Origin of the sequence: Kribbella amoyensis (genome assembly GCF_007828865.1) — a bacterium.
GTDB classification, from domain to species: Bacteria; Actinomycetota; Actinomycetes; order Propionibacteriales; family Kribbellaceae; genus Kribbella; species Kribbella amoyensis.
Genome location: NZ_VIVK01000001.1, coordinates 4,722,388 through 4,740,151, shown reverse-complemented (window position 1 = coordinate 4,740,151; position 17,764 = coordinate 4,722,388). Strand labels below are relative to the sequence as shown.

Sequence of the window (17,764 nt, the reverse complement as noted above, 5' to 3'; positions counted from 1 at the left end):
GAGATTCGGGCTGAGGTTGGGGCGGCTTTGGGTGAGGCTTCTGCGGCTTCTTGGGAGCGGCGGGCTTTGGCTGGGCGGGCGTTGGCTTCTTTTGCGGCCGTTCCTGAGGTTGCTGAGGCTTTGGCCAGGTTGTTGCTGGATGATGAGGACACCGCGGTGACTCGGCGGACGGCGGCAGCGTTGGCTCGGGTGGGGTCGGTGGATGCTGTTCGGTTGATTGCGGTTGCGGTTGATCGGGCTGATGAGAATCACGCGGATTGGTTGCAGACCGGGGTTCTTGACGCGGTTGCGGGTTCAGCCGACTCGACGGACTTCGTGAGGGTTTGCGGTGAGGTCGGCCGGGACTCGGAGGACGGTGTTCGGCGGGGAGCTGCCGAGATCTTGAGCTGGGTGGGCGGCGTCGGAGGCTGAGCCGCCGGGCGGCGGTCATCGCGGACCTGGGGTGGATTCGGGCTTACCAACGGTGGGTTCGGGGCCTAGGGTTCCGCCATGGGGATGGTGGGGAGATTTGAGACGCCGGGGGCTGTTCGGGATGTTCCACTGGGATCGCCGTTGTACGAGCGATGGCATGCGGCGATCGACGGGCTGATCGCGTCGTCGACCGCGCTGAGTGGGACCGGGGCATATGTCGATCCGAGTGAGCACGAGCTGAAGGTGAGTGCGGGCCGGGCTTGTACCTGGACCGGGTTCTCGCGGCCGTTGTTCATGAAGCATCGTGACGATCGGGAGGCCGCTTTCGCCGAGGGTGAGGATCGGCGGACCCAGATCGAGTACCTCGAGTGGCATGTGGAGCGGGATGCCGACGAGGTGATCCGGCGGGTGACGTTCACGACGGAGACGCCGGAGTACTGGTCGTTGCTGGCGGCCGTGGATCCGGAGCGCGTCGTCGCGCTGTATCGGGAACTGGTCGGGGCCGCGGTTCGGCGGGAGGACCTGTTCGATGCCGAGGGCAACTACCTGCCGTTGAACCGGTGGAACACGATCGACGGGATCGTGCACTACGTGATGCCGATCAACTCGATGAAGGACCTGCTCGGGGTTTCGCAGGAGGTCGAGCGGAGTGGGCGGGCGGTCGACGGGTACGACGCGTTGCCGTATCGGCGGGAGACCGGGGCGGATGCGCGGATCAACGTAGATCTCTGGTCGATCAGCCGGAAGGGGTACCGCGTCGGGACGGAGGATCCGCCGGGGCCGCTGATCATCGACTGGGACGACTCCGGGTGGAGTACGCCGGACGGGTTTCCGGTGGGCGATCACTGGACTGTTGTCCGGGGCAAGCGGGGTGCGGCGCTGCGGGTGGTGTACGAGGTGCCGGCGGGGCTGGGGTATCGGGTTGGGGACATTCGGATCGGGGGGCGGCGCGTGGAGTACGGCGGGCAGTTGGCGGAGCACGTGATCATGTCGGCTCACGGGGTGATCGATCGGGGTACCCGGTGAACGGCGAGGCGGCGGCCGCGCTGGCCGCGCTGGCGGAGACGCAGACGGCGTTGCTGTCGGGGGTCGAGCTTCCTACCAGCAACGGAGGCACGGCGGCCGACGGCCGGCGCGTTGAGCTGAGTCGCGAGGACGCGGCAGCCGAGACGGATGGTGGGGATCTGGCCGGTGAGGGGCCTGTGCGTGAGCGGGTCACCGCTTTGCGGCGGGGAGCGGTGCGGGCGCGGGTTCTGCCTGGGGAGCCTGTTTACGGGGTTCGGGCTGCTGGGGCCATTCAGGGGAATGTCGTTCCTGGGTTCAACAAGGACCATCAGCAGTTCCTGTTCCTGCGGTTCGGCTCGCCCGAGCGGGCTCGGGACTGGGTGGGCTGGCTGGCGCCTCGGGTGACCGGCATGGACGAGGTGCTCGACTTCCGGCGCGAGTTCCGCGCGCTCCGGCTGCGGCTCGGGGTACGGGAACCCGGGCTCACCGCCACCTGGACCGCGGTCGCGTTCTCGTACTCCGCGATCGTCGCGCTCGCCGGTGAGGAGGACGCGCGGGCTTTCGGCGAGCAGAGTTTCCGGCAAGGTCTGGCCGAGCGGTCCACGTACCTCGGTGATCCGACCGACCCCGCGCACCGCGGGCATCACCGGAACTGGGTTGTCGGCGGACCGGACAACCAGGCCGACGTACTCGTCATCGTCGCGGCCGACGACCCGAGCGACCTGGAGACCGCGGTCGCCGAGATCCTCGACCGCGCCGACGACCACGGGCTCACCCTGGTCTTCGGGCAGCGCGGCGACACCTTGCCCGGGAATCTCCAGGGGCACGAGCACTTCGGGTTCAAGGACGGCATCTCGCAACCGGGGATCCGCGGCCGGCGGGCGACGTCGCGGGACGACCAGCTGACACCGCGGTTCCTGGCGGCCGACGATCCGCACGCCGAGTTGTTCGCCAAGCCGGGTCAGCCACTCGTCTGGCCCGGGCAGTTCCTGCTCGGCGAACCACGCCAGCACCCCCAGGACCCGACGAAACCGGCCCCGCCCAGCAAGGCGTACCCGAAGTGGGCGCGTCGTGGTTCGTACCTGGTGTGCCGGCGCCTCGACCAGGACGTCGTCGGCTTCTGGGAACTCGCGGCGACGGCGGCGGCCGCGATGGGGACGACCCCTGTCCGGCTCGCGTCGATGCTTGTCGGGCGATGGCCGAGTGGTGCGCCGTTACTGCGCTCCCCCGGTACGGACGACGCCGCGCTGGCCGGGGACGAGTTCGCCAACAACCACTTCCTGTTCGACGACGACACCCGGCCTTCGTCGATGACGCCGTTGCCCGGGTACCCCGGCGACACGCATCGCCCGGCGACCGAGGACCTGCTCGGCGAGGTGTGCCCGTTCGCGGCCCACGTCCGCAAGGTGAATCCACGCGACAGCGCGACCGACTTCGGCGCGCCCGCGGACACCTTCCTGCGGTTGATGGTGCGCCGCGGCATCCCGTACGGCGAACCGATCGCCGGGATCGCCGATCCCCCACCCGACCTGGTGAAGGCCGAACGCGGCCTGCTGTTCGCGGCGTACATGGCGTCGATCGAGGACCAGTTCGAGTTCGTCACCCGCCGCTGGGCCAACTCCCCCGTCCAGCCCAACGTCGGCGGTGTCGACCCGATCATCGGCCAGCGCGACCGCCACGGCGACCGCAAACGCACCCTCGACCTACCGCATCCCGACGGCTCGACCACCACCCTCGAACTCCCCGAAGACCTGGTCACCCCCACCGGCGGTGGCTACTTCTTCGCCCCACCCATCACAGCTCTTCGCACCGTCCTCGGCCGACGCTGACAGAACCTGGAGGCCGACGGTCGCGCCGGCTAGTCGCCTCGTCAGGTGACCGGCGAGGTCCGGACAGCAACTGCGCAGAGGTTCTGAACAGGTTTGGACAGGACGAAGCCCCCGGCACCTCAGGGTGCCGGGGGCTTCGGGTACGGCTCAGTTGAAGGAGTCGCCGCAGGCGCAGGAGCCGGTCGCGTTCGGGTTGTCGATCGTGAAGCCCTGCTTCTCGATCGTGTCCACGAAGTCGATCGACGCGCCCTTGAGGTACGGAGCGCTCATCCGGTCGGTGACCACGCTCACGCCACCGAAGTCGGCCACCACGTCACCGTCGAGCTGCCGCTCGTCGAAGAACAGCTGGTACCGCAGACCGGAACAACCACCCGGCTGTACGGCGACACGCAGCGACAGGTCGTCGCGACCCTCCTGGTCCAGCAGCGCCTTCACCTTGGCCGCGGCCCCGTCGGTCAACAGGATCCCGGTCGCGGTGGTAGCGCCCTGGTCGGTCTGCGCTTCGGTCATTCCTGACTCCAGTCATCTCTTGAGCGCCCGGCCGCCGGTCAGCAGGCGGTCGCGCGCGGAAAGTTCCGCTGTCAACCGGGGCAACAGCACCCGCCCCGGATCCATTCCCATGGTCGCACACATATTTCACCGATCAACCACGCGCCTCGCTCACCGGACGCCGGCCGATCCGGGCCGTCAGCGGGCCCAGGTCCGGGCCACTCGCTCGGCCACCGCGGCGAGCGAGCCGTGCGGGTCCGCGAAGGCCTTCTCCTCGCCGACGGCGTCGACCAGCGAGTACGCCGACTCGACCCCCATCGTGCGCATCTCGCGGGACCCGATCTGCACCTTGCCGGCCAGCACCACGCACGGCCGCATCGCCTCGTTGGCGACCTTCGCGACCCCGGCGATCACCTTGCCGTCGCGGGACTGGAAGTCGAACGCGCCCTCGCCGGACAGCACCAGGTCGACCTTGCTCGCCTTGTCCTTCAGCCCGGTCAGCTCGGCGACCAGGTCGATCCCGGAGATCCGCTCCGCGCCGAGCAGCAGCAGGGCGTACCCGAGTCCGCCCGCGGCGCCGGCGCCCTTCGCGTCGGCGGTCTTGCGGCCGGCCAGTTCGGCGAACCGGGTCAGCCAGCCGTCGACCTCGGGCTTGCGCTCGTCGGTGATGCCCTTCTGGGTGCCGAAGACGTTGGTCGCCCCGCGGAGTCCGAGCATCGGGTTCTCCACGTCGCTCGCGGCGACGAACTCGATGCCGGCCATCCGGGTCCGGGCCGGTTCGAGGTCCACCTCGGTCAGGTCGGCCAGGCCCCGGGCCCCCGCATCCAGGCTGCCGCCCGCGCCGGTAGCACCGAGCGCGGCGAGCAGGCCGGCGCCCGCGTCGTTCGTCCCGGAGCCGCCGAGGCCGAGGATGATCCGCTTCGCACCGGCGTCCACGGCCGCGGCGATGAGCTGGCCGACGCCGTACGTCGTGCCGTCCTCGGGGCGGCGGTCCGCCTTCTCGACCAGGTGGAGCCCACAGGCCTGCGCGGTCTCGACGTACGCCGTCTCGCCCGCGAGCAACACGGTCGCGGGGACCTCGTCACCGAGCGGACCACGGACCGTGACCGAGAGCAACGTCCCGTCGACGACGGCCTCGAGCACGTCGATGAATCCGGGCCCGCCGTCGGCCATCGGCGCGACCAGCACCTCGGCCTCGGGATCACGGCGCCGCCAGCCCTCCTCGATCGCGGCCGCGGCCTCGACCGCGGTGAGCGTTCCAGCGAACTTGTCCGGAGCAATCAGCACGCGCATGCCGACATCCTCCCAAACCGCCCCCGGGTTCCGCCCGCCGCCAACCATCTGGCGGACGCCACCCCGAGTACCCTCACCCGCGTGCACCCGTGGCCGGCAACTCCCGAGCAGGCGATCGCGCTCCAGGAAGAACTCCGCCACCAGGTCGACCCGACCGATTCCGGCGCCGAACCACCGCGCTACGTGGCCGGCCTGGACGTCGCGTACGACGGGGACCGGCTGGCCGCGGCCGTCGTCGTCCTCCAGGAACTGCGCGAGGTCGACCGGGCCGTGGTTCTCGGGCGGACCACGTTCCCGTACGTCCCCGGGCTGTTCGCGTTCCGGGAGATCCCCGCGCTGGTCGAGGCGCTCGGCCGGTTGCGGATCACGCCGGACCTGCTGGTCTGTGACGGCCAAGGGCTCGCACATCCGCGCCGGTTCGGCCTTGCTTGTCATCTCGGGGTACTGACCGGGTTGCCGAGTGTCGGGGTCGCGAAGACCGCGTTCGTCGGGAGTTGGGCCGAGCCGGGTCCCAGCCGCGGTGCCACGAGTGACCTGGTCCTCGACGGCGAGGTCGTCGGCCAGGTCGTGCGGACGCAGAACAAGACGAAGCCGGTGTTCGTCTCAGTGGGGCACCGGATCGGTCTGGGGACGGCGGTCGAGCGCGTCCTCGGACTGACACCGCGTTATCGGCTGCCGGAGACCACCCGGGCTGCCGACCACCTGTGCCGTCAGGCGTTGAAAGGGAGCAGCTGACGGCGTTCGGCCTCGCGCCCGCCCTGTTCTTCAACCGGCCTTTCTGACGAAGAAGCGCCGCAGGATCAACGCGACCGCCGCCCCGATCAGGTACGGCGCGATCCGGCGAGCGAGGACCGGGACGACTGCGGCCCCCAGATCGAGCTCGACGTCGGGCGCCGGCGCCGGTTCCTCGGACACCTCGCCGTTCGGATGCGGCCAGTCGGACTCGGCTCGCTGCGAGGTCACCGAGGTTCGCCGGGCGGATCCGGCGGTCGTCGCCGACGGAGCGAACGCGGTCTGCTGGGGCGCGTCCGGCGAGACCCCGGCGGTCCGCTCGGCCTTCTCGGTGGCCGGTCCGCCCAGCCGCTCGGCCAGGCAGGCGACGAACTGGTCCAGCAACTTGTCCGAGATCTCCTGCATCAGCCCGCGCCCGAACTGGGCCGGCCGCCCGGTCACCGTCAGCTCGGTCTCCACCGACACCGCGGTCCCGCTCGCCCCCTCGGGCGCCAGCCGCGCGGTCACCCGGGCCGTCGCGGTCCCGTTGCCCCGGCGATCCTTGCCCTTGGCCTCGACCACGGCGCGGTGGTTCGCCGGATCACGGTCCACGAAGGTCCCGTTCCCCGCGTACTGCAGGGCGACCGGGCCGACCTTCACCTTGACCGACCCGGCGAACCCCTCCCCGTCGTACGAGGTCAGCGTCGCGCCCGGGAAGCACGGCACGACGCGTTCGAGCTCGTTGAACGCGGCCCAGGTCGCGTCGACCGGAGCCGGGACCGAGAAGCTGTGCTCGAGCTTCATCCCGTACCCGCTGCCGCCAGGACGGCCCGCCGGGTGAGCACCGAGGCGAGATGCCGCCGGTACTCCGCGTCGCCGTTGAGGTCGGTGGGCGGTGACGTCCCCTCCGCCGCGTGACTCGCGGCCGCGCGGATCGCCTCGACGGTCGCCGGTCCCCCGATCAGTACCTCCTCGACGCCGCGCGCCCGGACCGGTACCGACCCCATGTTCGTCAGGCCGACGCGCGCCTCCGCGATCGTGGTGCCGTCCAGCCGGACCGCTGCCGCGACCGCGACGATCGACCACTGCTGGGCGACCCGGGTGAACTTCTCGTAGCACGCACCCCAGCCGGTGTACTTCGGGACACGGACCTCCACGAGGACCTCGTCCTCGCCGACCGCGGTCGTGAACACGCCCTCGAAGAACTCGGCCGCCGGGACCGTCCGCCGGCCTCCTCCCCCGGCGATCACGAACGACAGGTCCAGCGCCACCGCGACCGCGGGCAGATCGCCGGCCGGGTCCGCGTGTGCCAGCGAACCGCCGAAGGTCCCGAGATGCCGTACCTGGGGATCCCCGATGGTTGCCGTGGCCAACGAAATCAGCCGGGCGTGCTCGGCGACCAGCGGGTCCGCCTGGACCGCACTGTGCGGGGTCGTTGCCCCGATCACCAAGGCGTCACCGTCGTCCCGGACGCCACGGAGCTCCGCGATCTTGCCGACGTCGACGATCGTTTCCGGCGCGGCCAGCCGCATCCGGAGAACGGGCATCAGGCTCTGACCGCCGGCGAGGACCTTGGCGTCGGGGTGCTCGGCGAGCAACCGTACCGCCTCGTCCACCGACGTCGGCGCGAAGTAGTCGAAGGATGCGGGGATCATGACGAAGCTCCTTCCTGCAAGGCCTTCCAGACCCGGTACGGCGTGCACGGCATCGGCACGTCGGTCACGCCGAGATGCCGGACCGCGTCGAGGACGGCGTTCACCACGGCCGGGGTCGAGGCGATCGTGCCGGCCTCACCGACACCCTTCACGCCGAGCGGATTCGTGGTCGCTGGCGTCTCGGTCCGCGACGACTCGATCGTGGGCAGATCGGCCGCCGACGGGACCAGGTAGTCCACGAAGGTGCCGGTGAGCAACGTCCCGGATTCGTCGTGCACCGCCTCCTCGTACAGGGCCTGCGCGATCCCTTGCGCGACGCCGCCGTGCACCTGTCCTTCGACGATCAACGGGTTCACCGCGACACCGACGTCGTCGACGCACACGTACGAGCGGATCCTTGTCCCACCTGTCTCGGTGTCGACCTCGATCGCGCACAGGTGGGTCCCATGGGGGAACGAGAAGTCGTCCGGTTCGTGGGTCGCCTCGGCGTCCAGCGAGCCCTCGCCGGCGCCGCCCAGCTTGTGGCCCTGGAAGACGGCGAAGGCGAGTTCGCCGAGCGTCATCCCGGCCTCGGTCCCGCGGACCCCGAACCGGCCGCCCGCGTACTCGAGGTCGTCGACGTTGGCCTCGAGCAACTGGGCCGCGACCGGCTTGGCCTTCTCGATCACCCGGTCCGCGGCCGCGAGCACCGCCATCCCGCCGACGGTGAGCGAGCGCGATCCGTACGTGTCCAGGCCGCGCGCGGCGACCTGGGTGTCACCGTGCAGGACCTCGACGTCCTCGAACGCGACCCCGAGCCGATCCGCGACCAGCTGACTCCACGCGGTTTCGTGGCCCTGGCCGTGCGGACTCGTCCCGGTGATCACCTCGACCTTGCCGGTCGGCAGCATCCGGACCGACGCGTGCTCCCAGCCGCCACCGACGTACCCCATCGAGCCGAGCCAGCGCGACGGGGCCAGCCCACACATCTCGGTGTACGTCGAGACGCCGATCCCGAGCTGGACGGGATCTCCGGCGGCCCGTCGTTCGGCCTGCTCGGCGCGCAACGCGTCGTACCCGAACAGCTCCTTCGCCTTCGCGGTCGCGGCCTCGTAGTTGCCGGAGTCGTACTGCAACCCGGCGACCGTGGCGAACGGGAACTCCTCGTGCTTGATCCAGTTGCGCTCCCGGATCTCCAGCGGGTCCACGCCGACGACGGCGGCGAGCTCGTCCATCGCCCGCTCGACCACGAACGTCGCCTCCGGCCGCCCGGCGCCGCGGTACGCGTCGGTCCAGGTCAGGTTGGTGAAGACGTTGGTACAGGTGAAGCGGTACGCGCCGAACTTGTAGATGCCGTTGTACATGAACGCGCCGAGGATCGGGACGCCCGCCGTGACCAGGCCGAGGTACGCACCCATGTTGGCGAGCAGGTCCACCTTCAGCGCCCGGACGGTCCCGTCCCTATCGGCCGCCAGGGTGACCTTCTGCCACTGGTCGCGCCCGTGGTGGGCCGCGGACAACGACTCGGACCGGGTCTCGGAGTACTTGCACGGCTTGCCCAGCCGCCGGGCCGCGGCGACGGTCAGCACCTCCTCGGGGATGAACTGCAGTTTGCCGCCGAAGCCGCCGCCCACGTCCGGCGCGATCACCCGGATCTTCTGCTCCGGGATCCCGAGCACGAGAGCGAGGAACACCCGGACGAAGTGCGGGACCTGGGTCGAGGACCAGACCGTCAGCTGCTCGCCGGTCGGGTCGGCCACGATCGAGCGCGGCTCCATGAACGACGGGATCAGCCGCTGCTGCCGGAACTCGCGTTCGATCACGATCCCGTCGGTCCGCGCCGCCTCGATCGCGGCGTCGACGTCACCGCCCGAACCGCTCTCGGCCGAGTCGTACCGGAACACCGCGGACACGTTCGACCCAAGGTCGGGATGCGCCAGCACCTCGTCCGCGGCCGCCGCCTTCAGGTCGAGCGCGGCCGGCAGTTCCTCGTAGTCCACGTCCACCAGCTCGGCCGCGTCGATCGCCTCGGCCGCGGTCCGGGCGACCACCATCGCGACGACCTCCCCCGCGAACGCGACCCGGTCCACCGCCATCGCGGGATGCGTGGGCTGCTTCTGCTCGGGCGTCGCCGTCCACGCGAACGGCATCGCGCCCTGCTCGTCAGCCAGGTCCGCGCCGGTCAGTACCGCCTGGACGCCGGGTGCCGACCGGGCCGCTTCGGTGTCAACAGCAACGATCTTCGCGTGTGCGAGCGGGCTGCGCACCATCGCCAGGTGCAGCAGCCCGGGGAGGACGACGTTGTCGGTCCACTTGGTCCGGCCGGTGATCAGCCGGGCGTCCTCCTTGCGCCGGCGCGGCGTACCGACCTCGGTCCGCGGACGATCCTGGGTCGCGGTCATCGGTCATCTCCCGCGGCCGCCGCCCGGACAGCGCGGACGATGTTCTGGTACCCCGTGCAGCGGCAGAGGTTGCCCTCCAGTCCCAGCCGGATCTCGTCGTCGCTGGGGTCGGGGTTCTCGGCCAGCAGGTCGATCGACTGCATGATCATGCCGGGCGTGCAGTACCCGCACTGCAGGCCGTGGTTCTCGTGGAACGCCTGCTGCATCGGGTGCAGCTCGCCGTTCGTCCCGAGACCCTCGATCGTGGTCACCTCGTGGCCGTCGGCCTGGACCGCGAGCAGCGAGCAGGACTTCACGCTCCGCCCGTCCAGGTGCACCGTGCAGGCGCCGCAGTTGCCGGTGTCGCAGCCGACCACGGTGCCGGTCTTGCCGACCAGTTCCCGCAGGTACTGCACCAGGAGCATCCGTGGCTCGACCTCGTCCACGTAGCTGTTTCCGTCCACCTTCATGCTGATCCGGCTCATCCCCGCCCCTCCAGAACTGTCGGTTCCGTGTCTCCGATCGTGCGCCAGCCGTGACGTGCATCACAAGACTCAGTGGTGGATCGGGCCCGCCTGGTGCGAGAGCCGGTCGCCTGCGCCGCCCCAGCGCAGCGCGATGATCTCGGCGGCGATGCTGACCGCCGTCTCCTCCGGCGTCCGCGCCCCCAGGTCCAGGCCGATCGGGCTCGCCAGCCTGGCCAGCTCGGCGTCCGTCAGCCCGGCCTCGCGCAGGCGTTTGAGCCGGTCGTCGTGCGTCCGCCGCGACCCCATCGCCCCGACGTACGCGACCTCCGGCAGCCGCAACGCCACCTCGAGCAGCGGGACGTCGAACTTCGGGTCGTGGGTGAGGACGCAGATCACGGTGCGGGCGTCGATCCGGCCGGCCGCGACCTCGCCGGCCAGGTACCGATGCGGCCAGTCGACCACCACCTCGTCGGCCGACAGGAACCGCGAAGCCGTCGCGAACACGCCCCGCGCGTCGCACACCGTGACGCGATATCCGAGGAACGAACCGACCCGCGCGACCGCCGCCGCGAAGTCGATCGCGCCGAACACCAGCAACCGCGGTACCGGCGCGAACGAGGACACGAACACCCGCATCCCCTCACCTCGCCGCTGCCCGTCCGGGCCGTACTCCAGCGTCTCGGTCCGGCCGGCCGCGAGCAGTCCGCGGGCGTCGTCGGCGACCGCGTCGTCGGCCCGCTCCGATCCCAGGCTCCCGGCCGTCGCCGCCTGGTCGATGGTTGCAGCCCGGTCGATGGTTGCCGCCTCGTCGGTCGTCGCCGGCTTCTCGCTGGTCGCAGCCCGGTCGGTGGTCGCAGCCCGGTCGGGGGTCGCCACCGGGCGGACGATCATCCGGCGGCCGACGCGGGTGGGATCGGGATGCGCGACGACCGTGGCGACGGCGACGGGGCGGCCCGCGGTGATGTCGGCCGCGACCTCGCCGAGCTCGGGGTAGGAGGTCCGGTCGACCCGCTCGACGAACACGTCCAGGATGCCGCCGCAGGTGAGGCCGACCGCGAACGCGGACTCGTCGCTCACGCCGTACCGCTCCAGCACCGCGGTCCCGCTGTCGAGAACGTCCTCGCCCAACTGATACACGGCGCCTTCGACACATCCACCCGAGACGCTGCCGACGGCCTCCCCGTCCGGGCCGACCAGCATCACCGCGCCCGGTGGCCGCGGTGCCGACTCGAACGTCGCAACAACGGTGCCCACGGCAACCGATTCACCCTCGCCCCACCACTTCACCAGCTGCGTCAGCACGTCACGCATCCGCCACCACCCCCAACAACTCCGCGAAGCTCGCCAGACTGTGCCCCGCGATCAGGTCGTCCACCGACGGCAGCACGGCCACGATCCCGGCCTGAACGGGCAGGTACCCGGGCTTGCCGCGATGCGGGTTCAGCCACACCACCCGATGCGCCAGCCGCGCGAGCCGCCGCAGCTGCGCCCCGAGCAACGCGGCGTCCCCGCGTTCCCACCCGTCGCTGCAGACCACGACCACCGCACGCCGCGCCGTACCCCGCTGACCCCACCGATCCAGGAACACCTTGAGCACTTCACCGAGCCGGGTGCCACCCGACCAGTCCGGGACGACCTCACCCGCCTTGCGCAGGGCGTACTCCGCGTCGCGATGCCTGAGTGCGGACGTGATCCGGGTGAGCCGGGTCCCGACGGTGAAGACCTCGACCTGGCGCGGAGCCACCCGGACCATCGTGTGCGCCAACCGGATCAGGCTGTCCGCGTACGGCCGCATCGACCCGGAGACGTCGATCAGGAACACCACACGCCGCGGCCGGGTCCCTCGTCGGCGATAGAGGACGCGCGCTGGTTCCCCGACCTGCTGGAGCTGGGCCCGGAGCGTACGGCGCGGGTCGATCTCGCCCGAGGACGAGGGGCGCCGGCGCGGGCTGCGTCGTGTCGGGGCGCGTGGTTTCAGGGTGGCGAACTGGCGGGCGAGGGTGGCTCGGTCGGCTTCGGACAACTCGGCGATGTCGCGGTGACGCAGTATTTCGGTCGGGCTGGCCGACATCGCCAGAGACCGGCCCTCGTCATTCGTGCCGCCTGGGTTGACGTCGAGGGTGGCCTGGGCCTTCGCCGGCGCGAGGTTCATCGTCCGGACCACCCGGCGGGGCCGCTCGCCCGAGAACCAGGCGTCGAACACCTCGTCGTACCGCGCCGTGTCGTCCGGCCCGGAACAGAGCACGGCCCGTCCGGCCCAGTACACGTCAGCCGTGAGCCCGGCATCCAGAGCAGCCACGGCGCGGAGGAAGACGTGCACGCGGTCGGCGGTCACTGCCAAGCCGGCCGACCTCAGGGCAGCGGCGAATCCGGTCAGCACGAGGTCTGCCGACAACTCCGCGCCGTCTGGTCGATCGTCCTTCCCCCGGGTCATTTTGGATCAGCTCGCCAGGAGTCGGTCCAGGGATTCGCGGACCCGGTCGGTGTCCTCGCGATATTTGAGTACCGCGCCCAGCGTCGCGGCGGCGGCTTGGATGTCGAGGGTGTCGGTCCCGAGCGCCTCGATCGCACGCGCCCAGTCCAGCGTCTCCGCGACCCCGGGCGGCTTCAGCAGATCGAGCTCGCGCATCCGATGGACCGACAGCGCGACCTGTTCGGCCAACCGACGCGACACACCGGGTAGGCGGGTACGGACGATCTCGACCTCGCGTTCCAGGCCGGGGTGGTCGATCCAGTGGTACAGGCACCGGCGTTTGAGCGCGTCGTGCACCTCGCGGGTCCGGTTCGAGGTGAGCACGACGATCGGCGGTACGGCCGCGGTGATCGTCCCGAACTCCGGAATCGTCACCTCGTGCGTCGACAGAACCTCCAGCAGGAACGCCTCGAACTCGTCGTCCGCCCGGTCGATCTCGTCCACCAGAAGCACCGCGGGACTCTCCCGCAAAGCCCGCAGCACCGGCCGCGCCAACAAGAACCGCTCGTCGAACAAGGACCTCTCGATCTCCTCGACCTCGTCCCGCCGCCCCCGCCCCTCCCGGAAGCCGTCCCCACCCCGACTCGGCCGGCCACCCGAGCCGTCACCATCCCGACTCGACCCACGCCCCGAGCCGTCACCATCCCGCCCCCGCACATCCTGCGAGCCGTCGTCGGGTGCGTCCGGTGAGCTTTCGGATTGTCGACGATCGACAACCGTTCCACGGCTGGTTGCCTCGATGGTGCGCAGGTGCAGGATCTGGCGCGGGAAGTCCCAGTCGTACAGCGCCTGAGTCGCGTCGATCCCCTCGTAACACTGCAACCGGATCAGCGGCAGCTCCAGCGCCTCCGCGAGGGCAGCCGCGAGGGCCGTCTTCCCGGTCCCCGGCTCGCCTTCCAGCAGGAGCGGGCGATCGAGAGCGAGCGCAAGGTAACCGACGGTGGCCAATCCACCGTCGGCGAGGTACCCGGTGCCGCGCAGCCGCTCGGCCAGCTCCTCAGCGCCGCCGACGACGTTCATCTGCTCAGGATCACCCCGCCCACCCCGAATGTGAAGAATCACCGCACCCGATGCCCCGGCGGCAACTCGCGAGGATTGTCGACATCCCGACCGTCGACAAGGTCCCCACACTCGACCTCGACCACAGCCCGCCCCCGTAAGTACTCCCGAGCCCCCGAATCACCACCAGCCGAAGCAACCACCCCACCCCAATGCCCCCGCCCCAGAACCACCGGATGCCCCACCACCCCGCCATAAACCGCCCGAACCAGAACAGCCGCCGGCTCCGGAGCATCTGTCGCGGCTCGGATTCGGTGGACAACCTCGGCGGTCAGGCTCGGCATGTCGACCGGTACAACCAGGACGGCAGCGATCTCGGACACCGACCGAGGCTCCTCGCCGTCTGGGTTGGGCCACGCCTCCGGGTCGACGGACCCCGCGCGTCGCCGACCGTAGACCTCCAGCGCTTCCAGGCCGACGCGGAGCGAGGCTCCCATGCCCTCAGCCCAGTTCTCGGCTGTGACGATCTCGACCGGTTCCCCGAACAGTTCGTGCCGGACTCGGTCAGCCTCCGCGCCGACGACCACCAGCACCGGCGTACAGCCGCCCCCGAGCACCGCGCGAACTGTACGAACAACCCACGCGACCCCGTCCGCATCCCGCACCAGCGCCTTCGGCCCACCCATCCGCCGACCAGCACCTGCGGCGAGTACCAGCCCAGCTACCGCCCTGGATCCCTTCCCCACATCCGCCCCCATCCCACGCGGGCACTCACCGATCCATCAACCAGCCAGCGCGGCAGCGACCGTGTTCGCCGCGCGCCGTCCCGAGACCAGCGCTCCCTGGATCGACGCGGTATCCCGGTGGTCGCCCGCCACGTACAGACCGTCGCCCAGATCCACCGGCTGCCGCGCCTCGAGCGGAGGGAGCTGATCCGGCAGCGCCTCCGCGATGTCATGCCGTACGACGACCTCCCACGCCCCCGCCGACCGCCCATACATCCGCGTCAGCTGGATCCGTACCTCGCTCTCCGTCGCCTCCGTCGGATAGAGCGTCGTCGCCTGGATCAGCTGCCGGCCCGCCGGTGCGTACGACGGCGCCGCGGTCGTCATCACCGCCGTGTTCACCACGGGCCCGTCCCGGCGACCGTCGACCACCAGCAGATTGTCGGTCCGCGGCGCATCGTCCGCGGCGAACCAGTACGTACGCAGCCCCTTCATCCGAGGCGCCCGCACCCGGACCACCGCGCCCGCGGTCGTCGGATCCGTCGCCACCACCACCGCCCGCGCTGGCTCCTCGCCCGCCGTCGTCCGCACCTTCGGCCCCGACTCGATCGCGGTCACCGTCTCCCCCAACCGAACCGGTTCCCGCAGCCGCCCCGCCAACTGCTCAGGCAGTGCCGCCATCCCGTCAGCCGGCACCGCCGGAGTCCCGAGCAGGAAGCTCCGCACGAGCAGTCGCACAAACTTCGCCGACGTGCTCCCGTCGTCCGAAGCGAGCACGCCCGCCAGGAACGGTTCGAGGATCTCCCGCCGGATCCGCCCGTCCACGCCTGCCTCGTCGAGCGACTCCTTCAACGTCATGTCCGGCCCGTCGAGCAACCGCGACACCGGACCGAGCGCGGGCGCCGCCCAGGCCGCCAACCGGGTCAGCTCCAACGGCCGGGCGAACCCGCTCAGCAGCGAGCGACCGATCAACCCCGGCTGCCGACGCGGATCGCCGACCACCGTCGTACCGGCGTCACCCGCCACCGCGACTCCGGCCGCGAAGGATCGCAGATCCAGGGCGGGCAGGTCGACGTACCTCCGGACCGCCGGGTACGACGGGTTGAGCAGCTGGAACCCGCGATCGCAGCGGTACCCGTCGATCACGTCCGTCCGGACCCGCCCACCGACCGCGTCACCGGCCTCCAGCACGGTGACCGAAAGCCCTCGGTCCTGCAGCGTGAGCGCGCAGTTCAGTCCTGCGAGTCCGGCTCCGACCACGATCACATCAGCCATGCCTCGATGCTGGCACAGCCGTCTGCCCGGAGCAGATCTCCTCGGTCCCCGGCCTGTCGCCGCCTATTGTCGACAATATGGAGCTCGTCGAACTCACGCCGCGCCTGCACCTGCTCCTATTCGCCGTCGGCCAGGCGTACCTCTGGCAGGACCGCGACCAGCTCACCCTGATCGACACCGGCCCGATCGGCGTGGGCGACGCGATCCGGCTCGCGATCCAGGACCTCGGCCGTCGCCCGGAGGAACTCACCCGGATCGTCCTCACCCACGCACACGGTGACCACGCCGGCTCGGCCGCCGAGATCCGGACCTGGAGCGACGCGGACCTCCTCGCCCACCACGCCGACGCTCCGCTGGTCGAGGGCCTGCTCCCGGTACCACCGCCGGTACTGCGGGACTGGGAGCGGCCGCTGTACGCCCAGGTCGACGGGCACCTCGCGGCCCCGCCGATCCAGGTGGACCGCGAACTCGGCGACGGCGACGTCCTCGACTTCGGCGGCGGCGCCCAGGTCGTCTGGATCCCCGGTCACACCGCGGGCAGTATCGCGGTCCACCTACCGCAACACGGCGTACTCCTCACCGGTGACGCGGTCGCGGAACACGGCGGCGACGTGATCCTCGGTGTGTTCAACCAGGACCTCACCGCGGCCGCGCATTCGCTGAGCCGGCTGGCCGGACTCGACACCGAACTCCTCGGCTTCGGCCACGGCGATCCGGTCCTCACCCACGGGACGAAACGGCTCCGCGAACTGGCCCTGGTTTCGCATCCTGAGCAGTGACGCGGACCACGCGAGGTGCGCTGATCATCGTGCGAGGATATTGACGTGACGACGATCGCAGACGGCCCGAAGTCCCTCCCCCTGCTGTTCCTGGGCAAGGACACCGACCCGCACTCGGAGCGCGGCGTGGAGTGCCCCGGCGCGTTGCCACCGGCCTCCGACCCGGACCTGGTCGAGCGGGCCCGGAAGGCGAAGGAGGCGCTCGGCGACAAGGTGTTCGTGCTCGGGCACCACTACCAGCGCGACGAGGTGATCCAGTTCGCCGACGTCACCGGTGACTCGTTCAAGCTCGCCCGCGACGCCGCGGCCCGGCCGGACGCGCCGTACATCGTCTTCTGCGGTGTGCACTTCATGGCCGAGTCCGCCGACATCCTCACCAACGACGACCAGACCGTGATCCTGCCGGACCTGGCCGCCGGGTGCTCGATGGCCGACATGGCCCGGATCCAGCAGGTCGAGGCCGCCTGGGACGCGCTCGCCGACGCGGGTGTCGCCGACGTGACGGTCCCGGTGACGTACATGAACTCCAGCGCCGACATCAAGGCGTTCTGCGGCCGCAACGGTGGTGCCGTCTGTACGTCGAGCAACGCCGACGTCGCCCTGGACTGGGCGTTCCAGCAGGGCGAGAAGGTGCTCTTCCTCCCCGACCAGCACCTCGGCCGCAACACCGCCGTCCAGAAGATGGGCATCAGCCTCGACGAGTGCGTCGTCTACGACCCGCACAAGCCGGGCGGCGGCCTCACCGCCGACCAGCTCGCGGCGGCCAAGATGATCCTCTGGCGCGGCCACTGCTCGGTCCACGGCCGCTTCACCGCCGAGTCCGTCGACGACGTCCGCGCCCGCGTCCCCGGCGTCAACGTCCTGGTCCACCCCGAGTGCCGGCACGAGGTCGTCACCAAGGCCGACCTGGTGGGCTCCACGGAGTACATCATCAAGGTCCTCGACGAAGCCGAACCCGGCACCTCCTGGGCCGTCGGCACCGAGCTCAACCTGGTCCAGCGGCTCGCGAAGCAGCACCCGGACAAGAACATCGTCTTCCTGGACAAGGCGGTCTGCTACTGCGCGACGATGAACCGCATCGACCTCCCCCACTTCGTCTGGGCCCTGGAGAACCTCGTCGCCGGCACTGTCGTCAACCCGATCAAGGTCGACCGCGAAACCGAGCACTACGCCAAGCTCGCCCTCGACCGCATGCTCGCCCTCCCCGGCAAAACCGCCCGCGACTGACCGGCTACAGCCGTCGTCCGCAGTGGGCGCTGACGAGTTCCAGGGCCGTGGTCCGGCCCAGGTCGC

At 70.7% G+C, this 17,764-nt stretch carries 16 protein-coding genes; 5 read left to right on the top strand and 11 right to left on the bottom strand.

Translation table 11 applies throughout. From position 1 onward, the window contains the following. The first annotated feature begins 552 nt into the window (after positions 1 to 552). Together FB561_RS22260 and FB561_RS22255 are read left to right on the top strand one after the other, a co-directional pair. Positions 553 to 1,437, top strand: a complete 885-nt coding sequence (locus FB561_RS22260; protein ID WP_145809789.1) for a hypothetical protein — start codon at positions 553 to 555, stop codon at positions 1,435 to 1,437. After that, positions 1,434 to 3,245, top strand: a complete 1,812-nt coding sequence (locus FB561_RS22255; RefSeq protein WP_145809787.1) for a Dyp-type peroxidase — start codon at positions 1,434 to 1,436, stop codon at positions 3,243 to 3,245. The genes FB561_RS22260 and FB561_RS22255 overlap by 4 nt, the downstream gene beginning before the upstream one ends. 147 nt (positions 3,246 to 3,392) lie before the next feature. Here FB561_RS22255 and FB561_RS22250 read toward each other — a convergent pair whose 3' ends face one another. Beyond that, on the bottom strand, positions 3,393 to 3,755 hold the full coding sequence (locus FB561_RS22250; RefSeq protein WP_145809785.1) for a HesB/IscA family protein: 363 nt from the start codon (positions 3,753 to 3,755) through the stop codon (positions 3,393 to 3,395). Between the two features lie 177 nt (positions 3,756 to 3,932). Continuing rightward, entirely contained in the window at positions 3,933 to 5,027 is a 1,095-nt protein-coding gene (locus FB561_RS22245) for a glycerate kinase family protein (RefSeq protein ID WP_145809783.1), read from the bottom strand. Between the two features lie 81 nt (positions 5,028 to 5,108). Between FB561_RS22245 and nfi the strand changes: the two genes are divergently transcribed. Continuing rightward, positions 5,109 to 5,762: a deoxyribonuclease V gene (nfi, locus tag FB561_RS22240; protein WP_145809781.1), complete on the top strand. Its 654-nt coding sequence runs from the start codon at positions 5,109 to 5,111 to the stop codon at positions 5,760 to 5,762. Positions 5,763 to 5,792: 30 nt separating this feature from the next. Here the strand turns inward: nfi and FB561_RS22235 are convergent, their stop codons facing one another. From FB561_RS22235 to FB561_RS22195, 9 genes are all read right to left on the bottom strand, one after another. Next, positions 5,793 to 6,542, bottom strand: a complete 750-nt coding sequence (locus tag FB561_RS22235) for an SRPBCC family protein (protein ID WP_145809779.1) — start codon at positions 6,540 to 6,542, stop codon at positions 5,793 to 5,795. Then, on the bottom strand, positions 6,539 to 7,393 hold the full coding sequence (locus FB561_RS22230; protein WP_145809777.1) for an FAD binding domain-containing protein: 855 nt from the start codon (positions 7,391 to 7,393) through the stop codon (positions 6,539 to 6,541). The genes FB561_RS22235 and FB561_RS22230 overlap by 4 nt, the downstream gene beginning before the upstream one ends. Further along, complete coding sequence (locus FB561_RS22225; protein WP_145809775.1) at positions 7,390 to 9,774, bottom strand: xanthine dehydrogenase family protein molybdopterin-binding subunit; 2,385 nt, start codon at positions 9,772 to 9,774, stop codon at positions 7,390 to 7,392. Before FB561_RS22225 ends, FB561_RS22230 begins: the two co-directional genes overlap by 4 nt. Continuing rightward, positions 9,771 to 10,238, bottom strand: coding sequence for a (2Fe-2S)-binding protein (locus FB561_RS22220; protein WP_145809773.1), 468 nt, complete (start codon positions 10,236 to 10,238; stop codon positions 9,771 to 9,773). Before FB561_RS22220 ends, FB561_RS22225 begins: the two co-directional genes overlap by 4 nt. A 69-nt stretch (positions 10,239 to 10,307) precedes the next feature. Continuing rightward, the gene (locus tag FB561_RS22215; RefSeq protein WP_145809771.1) at positions 10,308 to 11,531 is read right to left on the bottom strand and encodes an XdhC family protein; all 1,224 of its coding nucleotides are present in this window, start codon (positions 11,529 to 11,531) and stop codon (positions 10,308 to 10,310) included. Continuing rightward, entirely contained in the window at positions 11,524 to 12,654 is a 1,131-nt protein-coding gene (locus tag FB561_RS22210) for a vWA domain-containing protein (protein ID WP_145809769.1), read from the bottom strand. Before FB561_RS22210 ends, FB561_RS22215 begins: the two co-directional genes overlap by 8 nt. Before the next feature lie 6 nt (positions 12,655 to 12,660). After that, positions 12,661 to 13,713, bottom strand: a complete 1,053-nt coding sequence (locus FB561_RS22205) for an AAA family ATPase (protein ID WP_145809768.1) — start codon at positions 13,711 to 13,713, stop codon at positions 12,661 to 12,663. A 38-nt stretch (positions 13,714 to 13,751) separates the two neighbouring features. Further along, positions 13,752 to 14,450: a nucleotidyltransferase family protein gene (locus tag FB561_RS22200; protein ID WP_145809766.1), complete on the bottom strand. Its 699-nt coding sequence runs from the start codon at positions 14,448 to 14,450 to the stop codon at positions 13,752 to 13,754. Positions 14,451 to 14,474: 24 nt separating this feature from the next. Next, positions 14,475 to 15,692, bottom strand: coding sequence for an NAD(P)/FAD-dependent oxidoreductase (locus tag FB561_RS22195; protein WP_145809765.1), 1,218 nt, complete (start codon positions 15,690 to 15,692; stop codon positions 14,475 to 14,477). A 77-nt stretch (positions 15,693 to 15,769) separates the two neighbouring features. Between FB561_RS22195 and FB561_RS22190 the strand changes: the two genes are divergently transcribed. Beyond that, the gene (locus FB561_RS22190; RefSeq protein WP_145809762.1) at positions 15,770 to 16,471 is read left to right on the top strand and encodes an MBL fold metallo-hydrolase; all 702 of its coding nucleotides are present in this window, start codon (positions 15,770 to 15,772) and stop codon (positions 16,469 to 16,471) included. Positions 16,472 to 16,516: 45 nt separating this feature from the next. Continuing rightward, the gene (gene nadA, locus FB561_RS22185) at positions 16,517 to 17,698 is read left to right on the top strand and encodes a quinolinate synthase NadA (RefSeq protein ID WP_145809760.1); all 1,182 of its coding nucleotides are present in this window, start codon (positions 16,517 to 16,519) and stop codon (positions 17,696 to 17,698) included. The last annotated feature ends 66 nt before the right edge of the window (positions 17,699 to 17,764 follow it).

What these genes read in the sequence shown, in the direction of transcription:
- FB561_RS22215 (WP_145809771.1), bottom strand. Translation starts at nt 11,531, where the DNA reads ATGCGTGACGTGCTGACGCAGCTGGTGAAGTGGTGGGGCGAGGGTGAA.
- FB561_RS22225 (WP_145809775.1), bottom strand. Translation starts at nt 9,774, where the DNA reads ATGACCGCGACCCAGGATCGTCCGCGGACCGAGGTCGGTACGCCGCGC.
- FB561_RS22200 (WP_145809766.1), bottom strand. Translation starts at nt 14,450, where the DNA reads ATGGGGGCGGATGTGGGGAAGGGATCCAGGGCGGTAGCTGGGCTGGTA.
- FB561_RS22220 (WP_145809773.1), bottom strand. Translation starts at nt 10,238, where the DNA reads ATGAGCCGGATCAGCATGAAGGTGGACGGAAACAGCTACGTGGACGAG.
- FB561_RS22190 (WP_145809762.1), top strand. Translation starts at nt 15,770, where the DNA reads ATGGAGCTCGTCGAACTCACGCCGCGCCTGCACCTGCTCCTATTCGCC.
- FB561_RS22205 (WP_145809768.1), bottom strand. Translation starts at nt 13,713, where the DNA reads ATGAACGTCGTCGGCGGCGCTGAGGAGCTGGCCGAGCGGCTGCGCGGC.
- FB561_RS22235 (WP_145809779.1), bottom strand. Translation starts at nt 6,542, where the DNA reads ATGAAGCTCGAGCACAGCTTCTCGGTCCCGGCTCCGGTCGACGCGACC.
- FB561_RS22230 (WP_145809777.1), bottom strand. Translation starts at nt 7,393, where the DNA reads ATGATCCCCGCATCCTTCGACTACTTCGCGCCGACGTCGGTGGACGAG.
- FB561_RS22195 (WP_145809765.1), bottom strand. Translation starts at nt 15,692, where the DNA reads ATGGCTGATGTGATCGTGGTCGGAGCCGGACTCGCAGGACTGAACTGC.
- FB561_RS22210 (WP_145809769.1), bottom strand. Translation starts at nt 12,654, where the DNA reads ATGACCCGGGGGAAGGACGATCGACCAGACGGCGCGGAGTTGTCGGCA.
- FB561_RS22245 (WP_145809783.1), bottom strand. Translation starts at nt 5,027, where the DNA reads ATGCGCGTGCTGATTGCTCCGGACAAGTTCGCTGGAACGCTCACCGCG.
- FB561_RS22250 (WP_145809785.1), bottom strand. Translation starts at nt 3,755, where the DNA reads ATGACCGAAGCGCAGACCGACCAGGGCGCTACCACCGCGACCGGGATC.